We start from the raw sequence: 17634 nt of genomic DNA, 5'->3' as shown, positions 1-17634 counted from the left end.
CGTTAGCGACGTCGCTATGCACGTGTCTTAGGACCTCACGCCGCAATCTGGCAGGCGGCGCCAACCGGGTGGTTACGATTCTGCACTCTCCGGCATCAGACCCCTCCTCGATGGAAGGCTTTCAGCCGGTCAACTTGGAGCGGCATGATCCCCACGTTCTTTCCACTCCCACCTCGGGTCTGATCCGGCGGCTCGCGCTGGTCGCGGGCGCGGACGGTATGTGCGGGCTGGGACGACGGCAGCCCCCGTGGCCTCACGGGCGACGACCGCCTCGCGGAACCCACATTCCTGCGTGGGCTGGGCGTCACGGGGGGCGGCACGCGCTGGCAGGTTGCGGGTGGGACATGGGGGATCGAAGCGCCAGCGGGGATCGCGCCGCTCACGGCAGGCCGGGTGCATCTGGGAGGCGACGCGCCCGACCTGCCCTCTTTCGCGCACGCGATGATCGGGGATTGGAGCCTTTAGGCGACCACGCCCGCCGTCTGCATCGCGGAAACCGACTGCTTCAGCGCCCGCTTACGCGCGTCGCCGTCGCCCAGCCCCGGCAGTTCCAGCGCCCAATCGACATCCGGACCGAGCGCGGCCAGGGCCGCGTCAATCGGCAGCGCACCGGTGTAGGGCATAAGCCGCCCACCCCGCGCCTCGTCGATGATGTCGCCAATGAGTTCGGCCTGGGCGTCGCAGATCTGCACGAGGCTCACGGTGCCAGCGGGTAGTGCTAAGAGGTCGGCCACGGTTCCGCCGGAGCGGATGAGGTGCAAGAGGTCAACGAGCACACGGGCGTTGTCCTGCCCAGACGCCTGCACCAACCGGGCGGCTTGGGACAGGGTGCCGATGTGCCGCCAGCGCATAAACTCGAGGTGCACGAGCAGCCCGTGATCCCCGGCCAATCGGCAGACCTCGGTAAACTTTTCCCGCAGCGTTTCCGCATCTGCGATGTCGCCCGTCACGATCACACCCGTCGCGGCCAGCGCACGGGCAACGGCCATGAGCGGGCGCAGGCCCTCGACCACGAGATCGGCGGTGATCGGCACCAGCTCGACCTCACTGATCGCTACCTCGCGCAGGGCGCTATGGTGCATCAGCGCGGTCAGTTCTGGCGAATCCGGTTCAACCTCATAGACCGGCGTGCCGGGGGCGGCGGAGTGCAGCCGCAGCGCAACCGACGCGCAGCCCACGTCATGAGCGAGGTCGATGAGCGCGTGCGGCTCAAGCTCCATCGCGCTCAGATGCGCGAGGCCGATGGGACGTTGCGCGGGCATCAGTAGGTCGCCCGCCCGCCCGAGGCGTCAAAGACGAAACCGGTGGTAAACGAACAGGCCGGACTTGCCGCAAACCGCACCACATGGGCCAGTTCGTCGATGGACAAGAGGCGCTGCATCGGGATTTTCGCCTTGGAGGCTGCGATATGTTCGGGCGTCATCTGCGACAGAAGCTCGGTCTCGACCATGACGGGCGCGACGGCGTTCACGGTCACGCCGGTGGTCACAAGCTCTTTGGCCAGCGATTTGGTGAACCCGATCGCGCCGGCCTTGGCGGATGCATAGGCGGCGATACCCGGAACGCCCTCTTTCCCCGCGATCGAGGCGACGGTGATAATCCGGCCATAGCCCTTGGCGACCATGGCGGGGACGAAAGCGCGGGTGACGAGGAACACACTGTCCAAGTTGATGCGCAGAACGCGGGACCACGTTTCATACTCATACTCGGCGACCGGCTGCACAGGCCCGTTGATGCCTGCGTTGTTCACGAGGATTTCGGGGGTGCCGAATGTCTCCGACACCTCGCCCGCCGCAGCCGCGATGTTGTCCGGGTCGGCCACGTCCACGCGCATCACGGCGGCAGGGGTGAACCCGGCGGCGTCGGCGTCGAAATGGTCGGGCTGCATATCCCAGATTACGACGCGCGCACCCTCGGCCGCAAGCCGGGCGGCAATGCCGCGTCCAATGCCACGTGCGCCGCCGGTGACGATGGCCAGATGGCCGTCCAGTTCTTTGGTCATGTTCAGTCCGTGTAATGTTCGATGGTTTTGGTCAGACCCGTGGTCAGGTCCGTGAGCCGCCAACCGGGCAGCACGCCTGCGCTATCGTCCGCCGGGGGCAGAACGATGGGCATAGGATCGCCGTCTGCCGTCACGGTGAGACCCGGTTTCGCGAGCGACTGAATGTGCGCCGCCACATCCTCGGCCGACAGGCGCTGACCGAAAAGGTTGATGCGCAGCGCGCCCTCGGCGGGCATCTTCAGCGCCGCGACAAAGGCGTTGGCGACATCCTCGACAAAGATCATGTCGAGATCGCCGGTAAAGGGGATCGTGAACGACTCCCCTCGCGCCACCGCACGTGCGGCAAGGCTCGGCCCGGCAGACAGCCCGATTTCGCGCCCCGGCCCATAGACGACATATGGGCGTAAACCGACCGAGGGTATTCCGTCGTCTTCCCAGAACGAGGTCGCGCAGATCTCGCCCGCGAGCTTGAACGCACCATAAAGCGTCGTGGGTTGCGGCACGGTGCCCCCATCGGGGCCATAGACGCCCGCAGAACTCATATAAAGCACCCGGTCCTGACCCAGCGCCTTAGCCACGGCAAAGACGTTGAGCAGGCCGATGAGGTTCACCTCGGCCCCCAGACGCGGATTGGCCCGGCAACCGGGGGTGAGCATCCCAGCAAAGTGGATGATCGCCTGCGTGCCCATCGCGGCCACGCGCAACTGCGCCTCGTCACGAATGTCGCCGGTCACCCAGTCGAGCGCCTTTGCGGTAGCGTCGCCGCAGATCTCGGCCACCAGACGGCGGTCGTCCTTGAGGTCGAACACCGCCGGGCGATAGCCCTCCGCGATCAGCGCGCGGATCATCCATGCGCCGATGAACCCCCCAGCGCCTGTGACGAGGATGCGGGGGGCGGTGTCGGGCAGGTCAGTTACGGTCCCTTCAGTCACGGCGGGCGTCCACGTCGCTCAGCACATGCTGGGTTTCGTAAAGCGTCACGCAATCCGAGGTGAGCGTACCGAGGCGCTCGGTCAGCGCGGCCATAGCGGCCTCGGTTGAGGCGCGGTCCATGCCCTCGATCATCAGGGCGACGGCCACGGTCACGTCCTTGTCACGCGATTCCCGGAACGCTTTTTCCGCGGTCGGCTGTTGGCCCAGAATCGGGTCGCCCTCGACGGCGTGAGCGGCGAGGATGCCGTCCATCTTGGCCACGGCGTCGAGCCAATCGGTCCCGGCAAAGTCCACAGCGGCGGCGCGCTTGTCCTCGCCGAACTCGAACGTCGCGATCCAGCCGCCAACGCCACGACCAGCGGTGCGCAGAACCCGGCAGATCGTGCGCGAGGGCGCGATGTATTCCGACAGGATGCGCTGGGTCCACGGCGTCGGGTCATTCAGCCGCGCGAGGTAGGGGGCAGAGCCGAGCGTGTCGAGCGTCTCGGTCTCATACATCATGAAATACTTGCGATGGGCGGGCGTGCCCTCGACCGCGACGCAGCGGCGGCCACGGATAAAGCCGGGCACCGACATCCGCTCGGGCATATGCTCGAGGCTGTGCCATGCGTTGTAGTCGATTTCGGCGGATTCGGTCACGCCGCCCCAGTTGGCAAGAATGCCTTGCCCAAGAAAACCACTCATGTGAGATACTCCGATGTGGCAGACGCGCCGTTCGGGCAGTCCTGCGCAGGTAGGTTTGGATCAGTAGAAAAGCCGCGGGATCGTCATCGACAGCGCGGGCCAGAAGGCGACCACGAGCAGCGCGAACACGTTCACGGCAAGGAAGGGAAGCGAGGCGAGCGCGAGCCGTCCGACCCCCACCCTCGCAATGACGGCGCCTAGGTAGAGGCAGTTTCCGACGGGCGGCGTCACGAGGCCGATGCCAAGCGCCATGATCATGATGATGCCAAAGTGGATCGCATCGTAATCGGCGGCGGCAGCCACGGGCAGCAGGATCGGCGCAAACAGGATCAGCGCAGGGACGAGGTCCATGAACATCCCCACGAACATCAGGAAGAGGATGATCAGCAGGATCACGCTCCACGGGCCATAGCCCCCGGCGGCAAAGAAATCGACGAGCCTTTCCGGGAAGCGTTCGATAGCCACGATCCATGCGGTGACGGATGTGGTGGCGAGGATGAACAGCGGCACCGCCGTGTTGATCGCCGAATTGACGAGCACGCCCCACATCTGGGTCAGCGTCTGGTCGCGGTAGACGATGCCACCCAGAAACAGCGCATAGAGCACGCCGATCACACCAGATTCGGTCGCCGTGGCGAAGCCGCTCACGATTGCGCCCAGCAGGAACACGGGCAGGAGCAGCGACAGGAAAGCGCCTTTGAAGCTGTCCCAAAGCTCGTCCGAGGTGGCCCGACGTTCGCGACGCGGCCAGTTCTTGCGCTTGGCCATGGTGAACACGGCGACCATGAGCAGAAGGCCGACAAGGATGCCGGGCACGATGCCCGCGAGGAACAATTGCCCCACGCTTTCGCCCACGGTGATCCCGTAGAGGACCATTGGAATGGACGGTGAGATAAGCACGCCGATGGTGGAGGAACAGATGGTCACCGCCCCCGCATCCTCGCGCGAGTAGCCCTGTTTCTCCATCGGCGGGACAAGGAGCGAACCCAAAGCGGCGGTATCGGCCACGGCAGAGCCGGAGATACCGCCAAAGAACATCGACGCCGCGACGTTCACCTGCCCCAGACCGCCCCGGATATGCCCGACGAGCGCATCGGCAAACCGCACGAGGCGCTGCGCGATCGACGTCTCACCGGCCAGCGCACCGGCCAGAATGAACAAAGGCACCGCGACGAGCGAAAACGACGACACCGCGTTCAACATCCGGTGCCCAATGACGAGCAGCGGATAGCCCCCGTCGAACCAAAGCGCGATCATCGCGGCCAGACCCATACCAAAGCCGATGGGAAGGCCGATGAACAACAGCACCATGAAAGAGATGGATAGCACCAAAAGCATGGTCATTGATCTCCATTGGGAAGCGCGCCGGAGCCGGGCATCAGCGCGTCCCTCACCGCTTGGTAAAACCGGCCAAGCGCGATGAGCAGGATGAGCGCTGCCGACACCGGCACGGCGGAATAGATCCAGGCCTGCGAGATGCGCAGCGCCTGCGATTTGGACCCGGCGCTTTGCTGGGCCAGTTCGATGCCCTTCCAAAGCATGATGCCGAAGAAGAACAGCGTCGCCGCCATGACCAGCACGTTATTCCAACGCCTCAGCACGGCGGGCAGAGCGTCTGCGACGACCGTGAAGGCGATATGGGAGTGCTGGTAATAGGCAACGACGCTGCCCAGAAAGACCACCCAGACCAGAATGATGTTCGGCACCTCGGTCCCCCAGTAGAGAGAGGACTGGAGGAAGTAGCGGTAGATGACGCCAAGGGTCACGGTGATGACCAGCGCCGCCAGCAGCGCACCGATCACAAACTTCAGGGTCTGGTTGATCCACTGCATCGGGTTATTCCGTCGAACCGGCCGACTGCACAGCTTCGATCAGGTCAGCGCCGATCTTGCCTTCGAAGGCAGCCCAGGACGCTTCGGCACCCGCGCGGAAGCTTTCGCGATCTACATCCGACACGATGGTCATGCCACGGCTTTCGAGTTCTGCCACCAGCGCCTCGTTCGCCGCACGGGTGTTGGCCACCTGCTTGTCACGGCTGATCGTCGCGGCTTCCATCATCGCGGATTGCAGGTCTTCATCCAGACCTTCCCAGAAGCGCGTCGAGACGATGAACTGCGACGGGATCGAGGCGTGTTCCGTCAGCGACAGCGTGTCCTGCACTTCGTCGAAGCGCGAGTTCACGATGACTTCCGGTGGGTTTTCCTGCGCGTCCACGACACCCTGCTGGAGCGCCGAATAAAGCTCGGAAAAGTCGAGCGGCGTCGGGTTTGCACCCCATTCGCGGAAGGCGACGAGCCACGGTTCGACGTTGGGTACGCGGATATCCACGCCTTTCAGGTCGTCGGCCTTGCGGATCGGAACGCCCTTAGTGGTGATGTCGCGGAAACCAAGTTCGCCCCAGCCCAGCACTTTGTAGCCGTTCTCATACATGATGTCGTCGAGCGTGGCCTGCACTTCGCCACCGCCGCGCAGCACTTCGTCGATGTGGTCCGCATCGCGGTAGATCATCGGAAGGTTCAGCACTTCGAGCCGCTGGTCGATCTGACCATGACGACCGACGACCGCGCCCTCGATGGTGCCGAACTTGATGCCTTCAAGGTATTCGGTTTCGCTGCCCAGCTGGGCGTTCGGAAAGCTCTCGACCTCGACACGGCCCGGCGCGAGGCGCTCAAGCTCGGTCGCGAAATCGGCGATCCAGGTCTCATAGCTGTGGGTCGCGGGCATCGAGTGCGCCACGCGCATGGTGATGACGTCCTGTGCAAGCGCGGTCTGCGCGGTCAGCGCAAAGGCCAGCGACAGGGCGATTTTGGCGGGGTGATTGAACATGATTCCTCCTCAGTTCCTCCGGGTCTTGCAACCCTGACCGGGGCTGAGTAGCGCGATAGCATACTGTATGTCAACTATCCGCATATTGTATGTCAGTTATAATTCTCTCCTTTCATAAAAGGGGTTATGTGGTTAATACCGTCTCAGAAGAAGGATGGGAGACGGTTATGGCACTCGAAGCAAAGAGCAAAAGATCGGTGAAGCTGGCCCAAGTGCGCCCGCGTAAGACGCTCGCGCAGGAAGTGGCGGACGAGCTGAAAGAGGCGATCATCTCGACCAAGATCGCGCTGGGGGAAACCCTGTCCGAAGAACGGGTTGCGACCCAGATGGGCGTCAGCCGGACCCCGGTGCGTGAGGCGTTTTCCATCCTGCAACACCAAGGTCTTCTCACCGTCCTGCCCCGCCGGGGCAGCGTCGTGTTCCGGCCCGATGCCCGCGACATCAAGATGTTGGTGGATTTCCGGCGGCAGATGGAACTGGGCGCGGCAAAGCTCGCCATGCAGAACGCGCCCGAGGCGACGACCGAGGCGCTTCAGGCCACCATCGAACGCATGGATCAAGCCCGGCGCGACGACAAGCTGCTCGCCTATACCCAAGCCGATGACGTGTTTCACCGCACCTTCTTCGACCACTGCGCGAACCCCTATTACACGCAGGCCTATGACCTCATCTCGGGCCGGATCAGCGCGCTGCGGGCGCATCTGTCCGTGCCGCTCCAGATCTACCGCACCCGTGCCTATGACGAACACCTCGCTATGGGCAAAGCTGCAGCCGAGCGTGAAGAGGACCGGCTGATTGCGATCCTCTCCGAACATATCGAGGCGATGACGGGCAACTACGTGCTCGCGCTCGCCTCGCTCTAGGCCCCTCCGCTCCCGCCGCCTGTCGGCCAACGACTGCTTCGCCCTCGTGACGACAACCTGCCAGGAGCACGGCATCCTCCTGACCGGCGACAACCTGCTGCGCAAGGTGGCCACCGCCCGCGCCGTGCGCGTTCATGGCGTGCTCTGGATCATCGACGAACTGCACGCGGCCGATGTCTGCGAGGTCGCGCTTCTCATCTCCGCGCTGCAAGTCTGGCGCGCGGATGATGCTGTCTTCCTGCCCGTGGCTGAGATCGACAAGCGGCTGCGCCGTCTCGAGGCATAGCTGCAGAGATTGCCGATCATCTCACCTTCTGGGCATTGCACTATGGAGGACAGAAGTGCGTCAAGGAATTCGGAAAGCCCATCAGCAGCATTCAGTTCGCGGCGCACCACATCCGATAGCGCCCTTGTCTCGTTACCTCACGGATTAGCCCTCGCGCTTCCATCCAAGCAAGGTTGCGCTGAACGGCAGTTCGACTGGCTCCTGTAATGGCCTCGGCCATCGGCGCAGAGACGAGTGGCCATTCTGTAAGTGTGGCGAGCAGCGCCGGAGGCGTCTTGCCCGAGAGCGGCGACATTTCGGATTCCGCTCGCGCCAACCAAACCTCAATGTCATCTAAGTGCCGCATCGCAGTCAGGCACGATGTTGCCATGCCCTCAAGCCAGCGCCCGAGACGATCGACTGGCGGGCCACTAACGCGCAGCCCCCCTGCCCCGCCCATAGCCAGAGGCGCGAAGACGGCGCCGCTTCCCTCGCAGGCCGCAATCCTGGACGCGGTGACGGCGGCTTCGATCTGGTCGCCGTGCTGTCCGAGGCCCGCCAGACTCCAGAGATGAAAGCCCATGCAAGCTCGGGTGATTGGGTGGAGCTCGGCTGCGGCTGTCATTACATCCAGCCATCCGCCCGCGCGATCTTCGAAACGCTCAGCGCTGTCTTCAATGTTCTCGGGATCGCGGCGATCCAGGAAGGCGGCCAAATCAGCCTTTGGTTCGGGACCGCCTGTCAGGCGCCGAACAGCCCATCCAACTCTTGCAAGGGCATTTGGGTCATCCTGTGCGCCCGAGAGCCGCATCGATATCCAGAGCGCCAGACGATCAGAACTTACCCGGTCCCCTGCGAACCAGCTGAGGTTCGCTGCCTCGATCAAAGCGAGGCGATGCCGCCAGCCTTCCGGGCCGCGCAGCAACCGGTCATCCAGAGCACCCAGACGTCCAGCGACCCGTGCCAGTCGCGCAGCGTGAACGCTTTCTGCCTTTGCCCAGTCTTCGATGACAGCAGTCTCGGGCGGTTCTGCCCGTGGCCCGGGGGGCAAATCATCCGGTTCTTCTTCGAGTGGTCCCGGCAGAAACCAGAGATCATCTTCGTGAGCCTCTTCATCCTCCTCAATGGTGATGAGGGGGTTGTCATAATCATCATTCAAAGTAGAGGCTTGCGTCTTCATATGTGCAAAATACTGTGCTTTTGCACACTACCCAAGCATTTTTGTGGCCGCTGCCTGCGCCCTTTATATAGTCCGCGCGCGCGACTACCGGCGGAACCTCTCAGATCGCGCTCAGCGCAAGGAAACCAAGGGTTTTTTGACGAGCGCGACGAGAGAGCACTTACTTGCATTCGTTTACAAATGGTCGTTTATTGGCAATATATTAAATTGCAAACGGCCCAGTTTCATGCCCCTGATTGGCTATGCGCGCGTCTCCACCGAGGATCAGACCCCCCTGCCCCAGTCTGAGGCACTGCAGTCTGCGGGATGCGCCGAGATCTTTGAAGAGCACGCCTCGGGCGGCAATCGCGCGCGGCCCGTGCTTGCACGTGTGCTGGAGCGGATTGGCAAGGGCGACACGCTGGTCGTCGTGCGGATCGACCGGCTTGCGCGGTCTTTGTCGCACCTACTTGAGGTGATCGAAAGACTGGAAGGCAAGGGGGCGTTCTTCCGCTCGCTCCAGGACCCGATCGACACTGCATCGCCCCAGGGCAAGTTCACGTTGCAGGTTCTGGGCGCTGCGGCTGAGTTCGAACGCGCTCTGATCCGCGAGCGTACCAAAGCCGGACTTGCCTCGGCACGCTCAAAGGGCCGCGTCGGCGGTAACCCAGGTCTTCGCGCCAAGGACCCTGAAGCGCTGCGCAAGGTGCGGTTGGCACGGCAGGACGGCTACATGGAGCGCTTGAACGAGACAGCGCAGGATTGGGTGCCCCATGTGCGCCGTTTGCGCCCCGATATGGCTTGGGAAGACGTCCTGCGGATCATCAATGGCCCCCTGCCCCATGATCGGCGCTGGACGCAAAGCCGCCTGCTCCGCGCCGTGAAGGCATACGTGGGGGACGGATTCCTGCCCGCTGAAGTGCTTGGACGCGCTGGACGTCGCGAAACCGACGATCGCCTGCCTGCGATTGTCGCCGCAATCAAAGGTGCTGACCCCGAGATCACCTTGCAGGCAATCTGCGACCGACTCGAATCCATGCGTGAGCGCACCCCTCGCGGTCGAACCAGCTGGCAGCCTTCCTCGGTCAGAATGCTGCTGGAGCGTGCAGAGCGCCTCGGCCTTTTGTAGGCGCTAATGGTCGGCAAACCACTCTGTTCGCTCGGCCCAAATCTTCCAGAATCATCGCCTCAATTGGACTAAGATCACCTAAATATCCAACAAAGCCTTGGGGTTAGTTGGCGCGAGCAGAAAATATCGCGAAGGATACCAACCTCGCCAGGTTCGGTCTTTATCGTTAATAATCAATGCGTTAGACAGCACAGGCCCCACGCGGCCAAATTGGTGCTGTGGATAACTTTTCCACTACATTTAGATTCTTCTTGCCGGACTCAGATGTTCGTGGCATTTCCATTCTGACGGCAAAACGCGTCAGACGCGGCTTCGACCGTCAGAATGACGAAGAGCCTTAGCAAAGGCCATGAGAGGCGGCAGAACATGGATGATCGAAATACGGGCTACGCGCAAGGAATAGGCTCTTCCGACATCGGAGCATTCGCAGACAGTCTTGCTGAGTCGCTTGACCGGCAGATGAAAGTTGCGTTCGAGCCAGAAGAACGCAAGTCCTTGCGCCGCTTCAGCTCGACCGAGGTCGCCGAGTTGCTGCGCGTTAGTACGTCGAACCTGCGCAACCGCCACAAAGATGGCAGCTTCCCAGAAGTTCACACTGACGGTCGTGGTCATAGGTTCTACACAGCCGAAGAAGTTGACGACCTCCGCAACATTTTGGCGCGGACAGGCAAAAATGCTGACGCGTACAGACCTGGCCGCCGAGACGGCGACCGTCTTCAGGTCATTTCGGTCGTGAATTTCAAAGGCGGCAGCTCGAAGACAACAGCGACGATCCATTTGGCACACAGGTATGCCCTGCGTGGCTACCGCGTGCTTGTGCTGGACCTCGACCCGCAAGCCAGTTTGACGACATTTTTCGGCTTCCGGCCTGAGCTCGAATTTGCCGAAGGCGGCACAATTTACGACGCATTGAGATACGATGATCAGGTTCCGCTCTCGGAGGTCATCCAGAAAACATACTTCCACAAGCTCGACATGGTCCCGGCTGGCTTGATGTTGTCCGAGTACGAAACCGAGACAGCGAATGCCCTTGCGCGCAGGGTTCAGCCGATTTTTGCAGAGCGTCTTGCTCTGGCGCTAGAGGAAGTCGACTCAGACTATGACATCGTGCTGATCGATTGCCCTCCGCAGTTGGGCTTCCTGACATTGACAGCATTGGCAGCGTCCACGGGCTTACTTGTGACGGTCGTCCCCGGCATGCTCGACATCGCTTCGATGAGCCAGTTCCTCAAACTCGCTTCGGAAACGGTCAAAGCCGTCGAAGAGGCGATTGGACGACATGTCACTTGGGACTTCGTAAAGTTCCTGATCACACGCTACGAGCCGTCGGACGGACCACAAACGCAAATGGCCGGGTACCTGCGCTCAATCCTTGCGGGCCAAGTCATGACTGAACCGATGCTGAAGTCGACAGCCATTTCTGACGCCGGCATGACTCAGCAAACCATCTATGAGGTAGACCCGAGCCAGCTCATTCGGAAGACCATTGATCGGGCTTTGACCAGCGTGAACAGCGTTGCCGATGAGCTGGAGCAGACAATCCAAATGGCATGGGGGCGTCGCTAATGGCTCGAAATATCTTCAACCAGCCACCGAAAGACGAGAAAGAGTCGGCAGCCCCCTCCCCTGCCCCGGTCAAATCCTCGAAGCTACCTGGCTCGGTTGGCGGATTGCGGGATTCTCTCCGGGAAATCACTGCCAACTCAATCCGAGATATCGAACCCGACCGGATCGATATGGATGGTCTCCGGGATCGCCTGATCCTGGAAGATAGCAGCATTGAAGATCTCGCCGAAAGCATTCGCAAGCATGGTCAGCAAGTGCCGATCATGGTTCGCCCCTCTGACCAACCGGATCGATACCGCATCATCTACGGGCGTCGCAGGCTTGCAGCCATTCGAAGAGTTGGTGGAACCGTCAAAGCGATCGTTCGGACGCTCGATGATGATGCTTCTCTGATCGCGCAAGGTCAGGAAAACAACCTGCGGCTGGATCCGTCCTTCATTGAAAAATCTCTTTTTATCAAAGAGATGCAGGAGGCCGGTTACAAGCCTGGCGTCATTCAGGACGCCCTAGGCCTCACCCGGCAAGGTGTGTCGAACCATCGTGTAGTCATCGAGCAGCTGCCTGACGAACTTGTCCGGCTTATCGGCCCGGCTCATGGCGTAGGTCGACGCCAATGGGGTGATCTTGCTGCACTTTCAGAGAAGGTTCCGCTTGTCGACATTGCGCGTGAGACACTTGCCTCTCTGCCTGACAGCACTCCAAGCTCGGACAAGTTTCAAGCCGTCTATGTTGCTTGCTCCAGCAAGGCGCGTGGCGCAGCCAACCAAAGCGCCCGTGGCCAAACGACCGTGGTAAAGGACAATAGTGGTAGCCCTGTCGGCACACTTTCAGTCGATGGCAAGTCGATCGCTATCAAGATCACCCGCAAGGACAACCCGGAATTCGGCCAATGGCTCGAAGAGCGCGCGGAAACCACGCTGCGACAGCTTTTTGAACAATGGCAGAATGAGAGAGGCTCGGGGAGCTGATCCCCGGTCATAACCAAAAACACGAGCAGAGGAGAAAGGCGAAGACCAAAAAGAAAAGAGCCCCCCAAGGTTTCCCCCGGAGAGCCCTCATCATCTGATTAGCACCTGTGATGTAGCAATCTCCGACATACCGGTCAAGAGTCACCGATTCGGTGGACGTCTTTTTGTTGCCTTTTCTCGCTAAAAACAGCGGGAAGAGCCGGGGAAGTTGTGGGCCGCAACGGTCGTCGTTCAACAAACATGGCATTCACAAAGCTTTCCGTTCAGACCTTTGGCGTCGGCGAGGGCACCCCCGCCACGTCAACACCTGAAACCGACATCTGGGCAGTCTTCCGCGCGCTCAGAGATACTCGCAGCCTGTTCGGTCTCCGTCCAGGACATGTTCAAACGCTCCAGGCAATGCTGAGTTTTCTCAAGCCTGGGCACGGAGACACGGTATTCGCCTCCAACGACGAGATCTGCCGTCGAGTTGGCGGGATCGATGAACGAACCCTCCGTAGGCACATCGATCGCTTTGTTGAACTCGGTTTCATGAAGCGCCACGACAGCCCAAATCGCAAAAGATACCGAGTGAAATCCTCCGAAGGTCAGTCCATTAGCTATGGCTTGTCGCTGGCTCCGTTGCTCGCGCGAGCCGGCGAACTACTTGCGGCAGCCCAAGCGATGGAAAACGCTCGTCGGGATCGCGTGTTTTTGCGGAAGCAAATCCTAGCCAAACTTGCTCAGATCGACGAAGCTGACCCCGAGAACGAACTCACTCATCAGGTACGCCGAGTTCTTCGGAGGAAGCTCTCGATCGCGGAGTATCGTACTTTGCTCGGCGAACTGGAAGCTCAATGCAAACAGATGTCCACCGCGGTGGACGCACCACAAACAATGAAACTGCCCGCCAATGACGGGCAAACTGTCCGTCACCATTCTAAGTCTAAAAAAGAACAAAAAGATTTAGAAAGCCGGACCGACAGCGAAACACTTCCCCTGCAAACGCTCACAGCCGTTTGTGACCAGGCTACATCGTTCGCGACGAACTCACTTAGGAACTGGCACGATGTCGAAAGCCACGCAAGAACGCTCGCTCCAATGATGGGAATCCACGAAAGCACCTTCGAGAAGGCTGCTAGGAAGATAGGCTCTCAAAAAGCATCATGCGCCATCTTCATAATTCTGCAAATGAGCAATCGCATCCGAGACTTTGGAGCGTATTTCCACAGCATCACGCTCGGTCGCAGAGAAACTGACTTCAACCCATCACTGTTGTTGGAGAGACTTTCTCGTTCTGGGGCAGCTGCTGCGTGATGTCCACCGCGGTGGACATGTTGAGAGGTAGAGATGGGCTGTGAAAGGGGTGACGGGAAGTGAGATCGGAAGAGTGGCTTCCGGCGCCCGTCGTGGAGAAGATTTGATGGCGAAATCTGCCCAGAAAGTCACCCTGTCCCCGTCCCGGGACATTCCCTTCGACAAGCTCGTGCTGAGCCAGTCCAACGTCCGGCGCATCAAGGCCGGCATCTCGGTCGAGGAACTGGCCGAAGACATCGCCCGCCGCGGATTGCTGCAGAGCCTGAGCGTTCGGCCCGTTCTGGCGGATGACGGGTCCGAGACCGGCAAGTTCGAAATCCCCGCTGGCGGCCGGCGCTTCCAAGCACTCTCGCTCCTGGTGAAGCAGAAGCGTCTGGCCAAGACGACGCCCATCCCCTGCATCGTACGGGATGCCACTTCCGCGATCCTCGCCGAAGACGACTCGCTCGCTGAGAACATGCAGCGTGCAGCCCTGCATCCGCTCGACCAGTTCCGCGCCTTCGTTGCTTTGCGGGAGAAGGGTCAAGGCGATGAAGAGATCGCAGCCGCCTTCTTCGTCACGCCGCAGGTGGTGAAACAGCGCCTGAAACTCGCCGCCGTGGCCCCTGCCCTGCTCGAGCTCTACGCCGAGGACGAGATGACGCTGGAGCAGCTGATGGCCTTCACGGTCAATCCGGATCACGAGCGTCAGATTCAAGTCTGGGAGGCGATCAAGTCTTCGTGGAACAAGGAGCCCTATCAGATCCGGCGGATGCTGACGGAAACCTCGGTGCGGGCATCGGACCGGCGCGCCGTCTTTGTCGGCGTCGAGGCGTACGAGGCGGCGGGCGGCACTATGTTGCATGACCTCTTCCAAGGCGATGACGGCGGTTGGCTAGAAGATCCTGCCCTGCTCGATCGTCTGGTCAGCGAAAAGCTTCAGGCTGAAGCCGAAGCGATTGCGACCGAAGGTTGGAAATGGATCGAGGTCTCGCTCGACCTGCCCTATGGCTACAGCCACGGTTTGCGGCGGCTAAGCGGAGACCCGGCGCCGATGACGGATGACGAAGGCGCGGCCCATGCCAAGCTGCTTGCCGAGTACCGGGCGCTCGAAGAGCAATACGAGGGCCAGGATGAATTCCCCGAAGAGATCGACGCGCGACTTGGCGAGTTGGAAGTCGCGATGGAGAAGCTCGAGGCCCGGCCGCTGATCTTCGACGAGGAGGAGATCGCACGGGCAGGGGCGTTCGTGACGCTTGACCGCTATGGCGAGCTTGCCGTTTATCGGGGCTTCGTGCGGCCCGAGGATGAGCCTCGGGAAGATGCCGACGTCCACAGCGGTGAACAGGCGGCAGACGGGCAGGGCGGTGAGCTTTCAGCGGGGAGCAATGTGGATGGTATCGGCCACGGCACGGTGATCACCTCTGCCGGTCAGGCGCTTGGTGCCAACGTGCCTGACGACGAGGACGATGGTGCACTGAAGCCCTTGCCCGAGCGGCTGATCATGGAGCTGACGGCGCACCGGACATTGGCACTGCGCGAAGCTGTCGGTCGCTCCCCTGACGTCGCGTTGACGCTGCTGCTCCTGAAGCTCGTCAACGATACCTTCCGGACGTCCAGTTCGGCCGGCAGCTGCCTCGAGGCTTCGGTCCGTCACGTCTACATGTCGGCGCAGGCGAGCGATCTGAAGGATAGCGTGGTGGCCAAGCTGGTGGACGACCGCCACACGGAGTGGGAGGCCGACTTGCCGCTCGGCGACGATGCCGCGCTCTGGGACTACTTGACCTCCCTTGATCAAGGGAGCCGACTATCGCTGCTCGCGCATTGCCTCAGCTTCGGGATCAACGCGCTCCATGAGAAGGTGAACCCCTATGGTGCCGGTATCTCCGCCAGCGGTTTGACCAAGCGGATGGCCCAGTCCGACTTGGTCGCACAGGCGGTCGATCTCGACATGGTCGAGGCGGGTTGGGAGCCGACGGCCGATACCTACCTGAACCGTGTGCCCAAGGCCCGGATCCTCGAGGCCGTGCGCGAGGCGAAAGGGGAGGGGACGGCGCAACTCCTCGATCACTTGAAGAAGGGCGAGATGGCGACCGAAGCCGAGCGTCTGCTGAAAGGTAGCGGCTGGTTGCCGGAGGTTCTTCGCCGTCACGATCTAGAGGCATTCGACGGTGTGGAAGGGCAGGGCGCGCCTGAGCTCGTTTCCGACGCCGGCCAGACCGAGGATCTCGACCTTCCCGCCTTCCTCACCGCTGACCTGCCGAGCAATGATGCGTCGATGATGGCCGCGGAGTGATCTGGACCATCCGAGGGCGGGGAAACCCGCCCTCAATCACATAAAATACAATAATATCAATAAGATGAATGCAATTTTGTGCATTCAGGATGAGGAATCATGTCTGCAACCACCATTCTCGAAACCGCGCCCCTGGGCGCGCTCATTCGCTATACCGACAGCAGTCCCAAGCCGCCCGCTCGGTTCACAAAGAAGCTCGCGGCCTGGGAACGCTCGAACGGCGTCGGCCGTCTTGTCAAGAAGGAGCCGCCGCGACCCTATCCGACCTGGACTGCGCCGGCGTCGTTCACGCTGCACGAGGGGAACTTCTCTTCGGACGGGGTCATTCTCGTGACGATCATGCGGACTCATTCGGCTGACAGTGCCTTGACCTTCGAGGTCGCTGAGCAACCACAGCCTGGGCAGGTGCGTGTCCTGCTGGATTTCGGCGGTTGCACGGAGTTGCTCCACCTGGCCGAGTCCGTCACGGCTGCCGAACTCTGGATCGCCAAAGAAGGCTATCGCAACGCGCGGCTGGAGATCGTCGGCAGCGAGGACGGCGATAGGGCAGGGGGCGCGGAACTTGCCGCCTGAGCCTGTAGAATCCAAGGGGTCCGCCAAAGCGCGGGCCTCTCACCCATCACGACTCTCTCCCGCGAGATCGCGGGGCACCATAGGGTCCAATCCAACACGGAACTAGATCTGGTACCAAATGTCTGTCGGGAGGCTGGCAGCGATAGCATCAGCGGGACACCCGGCTCCAGTCAGCGGTCGCACCATCCCCCGCTCGCCATTCCCTTCCTTGCCCCGAATCCTGTCTTCGAGATCAACCCGCGAGGGGTCGGACTACGGGCGAGCCCGTGCCGCCGGGTGGATTCGGACGAGCCGAACGCACCCGGTGATGTCAGCCAGTCTTCGGGCCTGCGGGGTCCTGTCGCGCGGGGGATGGTCCTCCGCCTCCAAGACAGGAGCCAAACAGATGTCCCGCAAAGATGCTCACGCCTTCGCCGCTTCCCTCGCCGCCACGCTCATGGTCTCGATCGTCGTCTTCCAGGCAGGTGATGGAACCTATGGCGCCGTCCCCGCCGATGAAATCGACGGCGACGAAGTCGTGATCGTCTCGGAATACGATCCCTTCGGGTGAGGCTTCGGCCTCACTTTCCGAGGGCCCGGGCGCGGCACAGGTGCGCCCCACCTCCGCGGATGCAATCCGATCACCCCACAATGATGGAAGCCGACATTCAGAGCGGACCAAGATCGAGATTTGTTCTGCATCGCCGTGACCAGCCCTTTTGACCGTGATCTAACAGGCGGATACAAGGGATCAATGAAAATGCGTTCGACTGGCGGCAGAGGGCTTGCCTGTCGAGAGGAGTGTGAATGGACGACAATCCAACCACCGGACAATGCCTTTGTGGCGCTGTGAAATTCCGGATATCGGGAGAGTTCGAGAGCTTTTTCCTGTGCCACTGCACCCGTTGCCGTAAGGACAGTGGTTCGGCCCATTCGGCAAACCTGTTTTCGTCCACTGCCAGAATCATCTGGGTGTCAGGCGAGGAAAGCATAAAGACGTTCCGGCTCTCAGGGTCACGCCACGTGAAGAGCTTTTGCTCTGACTGCGGGTCCGCGCTGCCAGTCCCCCAGCCGGAGATCGGTTTGCTTGTGGTGCCGGCAGGGTCGCTTGACAGC

Annotated in this window: 18 protein-coding genes; 9 read left to right on the top strand and 9 right to left on the bottom strand. The window is 61.4% G+C overall.

What is annotated here, in order from left to right; genetic code table 11:
* Positions 1–461 precede the first annotated feature (461 nt).
* Genes WMK75_RS15285 through WMK75_RS15255 form a run of 7 tightly spaced genes read right to left on the bottom strand, consistent with a single transcriptional unit; the run spans position 462 to position 6445 of the window.
* Positions 462–1262, bottom strand: a complete 801-nt coding sequence (locus WMK75_RS15285) for a TIM barrel protein (protein ID WP_347268474.1) — start codon at positions 1260–1262, stop codon at positions 462–464.
* On the bottom strand, positions 1262–2002 hold the full coding sequence (locus tag WMK75_RS15280; RefSeq protein ID WP_347268473.1) for an SDR family NAD(P)-dependent oxidoreductase: 741 nt from the start codon (positions 2000–2002) through the stop codon (positions 1262–1264). The genes WMK75_RS15285 and WMK75_RS15280 overlap by 1 nt, the downstream gene beginning before the upstream one ends.
* 2 nt (positions 2003–2004) lie before the next feature.
* The gene (locus WMK75_RS15275) at positions 2005–2934 is read right to left on the bottom strand and encodes an NAD-dependent epimerase/dehydratase family protein (RefSeq protein ID WP_347268472.1); all 930 of its coding nucleotides are present in this window, start codon (positions 2932–2934) and stop codon (positions 2005–2007) included.
* On the bottom strand, positions 2927–3619 hold the full coding sequence (locus WMK75_RS15270) for a hypothetical protein (protein ID WP_347268471.1): 693 nt from the start codon (positions 3617–3619) through the stop codon (positions 2927–2929). The genes WMK75_RS15275 and WMK75_RS15270 overlap by 8 nt, the downstream gene beginning before the upstream one ends.
* A 60-nt stretch (positions 3620–3679) precedes the next feature.
* The gene (locus WMK75_RS15265; protein ID WP_347268470.1) at positions 3680–4963 is read right to left on the bottom strand and encodes a TRAP transporter large permease; all 1284 of its coding nucleotides are present in this window, start codon (positions 4961–4963) and stop codon (positions 3680–3682) included.
* Complete coding sequence (locus WMK75_RS15260) at positions 4960–5451, bottom strand: TRAP transporter small permease (protein WP_347268469.1); 492 nt, start codon at positions 5449–5451, stop codon at positions 4960–4962. The genes WMK75_RS15265 and WMK75_RS15260 overlap by 4 nt, the downstream gene beginning before the upstream one ends.
* A 4-nt stretch (positions 5452–5455) precedes the next feature.
* Positions 5456–6445 (bottom strand): TRAP transporter substrate-binding protein, encoded by a 990-nt coding sequence (locus WMK75_RS15255; protein WP_347268468.1) that lies wholly within the window; start codon positions 6443–6445, stop codon positions 5456–5458.
* A gap of 167 nt (positions 6446–6612) precedes the next feature.
* Here WMK75_RS15255 and WMK75_RS15250 point away from each other — a divergent pair, with 167 nt between their 5' ends.
* Together WMK75_RS15250 and WMK75_RS15245 are read left to right on the top strand one after the other, a co-directional pair.
* Complete coding sequence (locus WMK75_RS15250; protein WP_347268467.1) at positions 6613–7308, top strand: GntR family transcriptional regulator; 696 nt, start codon at positions 6613–6615, stop codon at positions 7306–7308.
* Positions 7309–7354: 46 nt separating this feature from the next.
* Positions 7355–7594, top strand: coding sequence for a hypothetical protein (locus WMK75_RS15245; RefSeq protein ID WP_347268466.1), 240 nt, complete (start codon positions 7355–7357; stop codon positions 7592–7594).
* A 91-nt stretch (positions 7595–7685) separates the two neighbouring features.
* Here WMK75_RS15245 and WMK75_RS15240 read toward each other — a convergent pair whose 3' ends face one another.
* Positions 7686–8753, bottom strand: a complete 1068-nt coding sequence (locus tag WMK75_RS15240) for a hypothetical protein (RefSeq protein ID WP_347268465.1) — start codon at positions 8751–8753, stop codon at positions 7686–7688.
* A gap of 226 nt (positions 8754–8979) precedes the next feature.
* Between WMK75_RS15240 and WMK75_RS15235 the strand changes: the two genes are divergently transcribed.
* From WMK75_RS15235 to WMK75_RS15205, 7 genes are all read left to right on the top strand, one after another.
* Positions 8980–9861: a recombinase family protein gene (locus tag WMK75_RS15235; protein ID WP_068767989.1), complete on the top strand. Its 882-nt coding sequence runs from the start codon at positions 8980–8982 to the stop codon at positions 9859–9861.
* Between the two features lie 366 nt (positions 9862–10227).
* Positions 10228–11427, top strand: coding sequence for a plasmid partitioning protein RepA (repA, locus tag WMK75_RS15230; RefSeq protein ID WP_028288490.1), 1200 nt, complete (start codon positions 10228–10230; stop codon positions 11425–11427).
* Positions 11427–12395: a plasmid partitioning protein RepB gene (gene repB, locus WMK75_RS15225; RefSeq protein WP_231879164.1), complete on the top strand. Its 969-nt coding sequence runs from the start codon at positions 11427–11429 to the stop codon at positions 12393–12395. The genes repA and repB overlap by 1 nt, the downstream gene beginning before the upstream one ends.
* Before the next feature lie 240 nt (positions 12396–12635).
* Entirely contained in the window at positions 12636–13691 is a 1056-nt protein-coding gene (gene repC, locus WMK75_RS15220; RefSeq protein ID WP_273072135.1) for a plasmid replication protein RepC, read from the top strand.
* Positions 13692–13797: 106 nt separating this feature from the next.
* Positions 13798–15966, top strand: coding sequence for a ParB N-terminal domain-containing protein (locus WMK75_RS15215; RefSeq protein WP_347268464.1), 2169 nt, complete (start codon positions 13798–13800; stop codon positions 15964–15966).
* Positions 15967–16065: 99 nt separating this feature from the next.
* Positions 16066–16539 carry a hypothetical protein gene (locus tag WMK75_RS15210; protein ID WP_068767985.1) on the top strand — a complete coding sequence of 158 codons (474 nt, stop codon included), beginning with the start codon at positions 16066–16068 and terminating at the stop codon, positions 16537–16539.
* 385 nt (positions 16540–16924) lie between these two features.
* A complete protein-coding gene (locus tag WMK75_RS15205) occupies positions 16925–17089 on the top strand; it encodes a hypothetical protein (RefSeq protein ID WP_009574204.1) in 165 nt (54 codons plus the stop codon).
* A gap of 97 nt (positions 17090–17186) precedes the next feature.
* Here the strand turns inward: WMK75_RS15205 and WMK75_RS15200 are convergent.
* The coding region (locus tag WMK75_RS15200; RefSeq protein WP_347268463.1) for a hypothetical protein at positions 17187–17634 on the bottom strand (448 nt) is incomplete at its 5' end.

It is taken from the genome of Paracoccus sp. (in: a-proteobacteria) (assembly GCF_039808215.1).
Classification (GTDB): Bacteria; Pseudomonadota; Alphaproteobacteria; order Rhodobacterales; family Rhodobacteraceae; genus Paracoccus.
The sequence above is the reverse complement of the archived record's forward strand: the minus strand, read 5'-3'. Positions and strand labels throughout refer to the sequence as shown.

Coding starts and splice junctions, on each gene's coding strand:
- repA (WP_028288490.1), top strand. CDS start 10,228: ATGGATGATCGAAATACGGGCTACGCGCAAGGAATAGGCTCTTCCGAC.
- repC (WP_273072135.1), top strand. CDS start 12,636: ATGGCATTCACAAAGCTTTCCGTTCAGACCTTTGGCGTCGGCGAGGGC.
- WMK75_RS15285 (WP_347268474.1), bottom strand. CDS start 1,262: ATGCCCGCGCAACGTCCCATCGGCCTCGCGCATCTGAGCGCGATGGAG.
- WMK75_RS15210 (WP_068767985.1), top strand. CDS start 16,066: ATGTCTGCAACCACCATTCTCGAAACCGCGCCCCTGGGCGCGCTCATT.
- WMK75_RS15250 (WP_347268467.1), top strand. CDS start 6,613: ATGGCACTCGAAGCAAAGAGCAAAAGATCGGTGAAGCTGGCCCAAGTG.
- WMK75_RS15260 (WP_347268469.1), bottom strand. CDS start 5,451: ATGCAGTGGATCAACCAGACCCTGAAGTTTGTGATCGGTGCGCTGCTG.
- WMK75_RS15240 (WP_347268465.1), bottom strand. CDS start 8,753: ATGAAGACGCAAGCCTCTACTTTGAATGATGATTATGACAACCCCCTC.
- WMK75_RS15235 (WP_068767989.1), top strand. CDS start 8,980: ATGCCCCTGATTGGCTATGCGCGCGTCTCCACCGAGGATCAGACCCCC.
- WMK75_RS15280 (WP_347268473.1), bottom strand. CDS start 2,002: ATGACCAAAGAACTGGACGGCCATCTGGCCATCGTCACCGGCGGCGCA.
- WMK75_RS15255 (WP_347268468.1), bottom strand. CDS start 6,445: ATGTTCAATCACCCCGCCAAAATCGCCCTGTCGCTGGCCTTTGCGCTG.
- WMK75_RS15205 (WP_009574204.1), top strand. CDS start 16,925: ATGTCCCGCAAAGATGCTCACGCCTTCGCCGCTTCCCTCGCCGCCACG.
- WMK75_RS15215 (WP_347268464.1), top strand. CDS start 13,798: ATGGCGAAATCTGCCCAGAAAGTCACCCTGTCCCCGTCCCGGGACATT.
- WMK75_RS15270 (WP_347268471.1), bottom strand. CDS start 3,619: ATGAGTGGTTTTCTTGGGCAAGGCATTCTTGCCAACTGGGGCGGCGTG.
- WMK75_RS15265 (WP_347268470.1), bottom strand. CDS start 4,963: ATGACCATGCTTTTGGTGCTATCCATCTCTTTCATGGTGCTGTTGTTC.
- repB (WP_231879164.1), top strand. CDS start 11,427: ATGGCTCGAAATATCTTCAACCAGCCACCGAAAGACGAGAAAGAGTCG.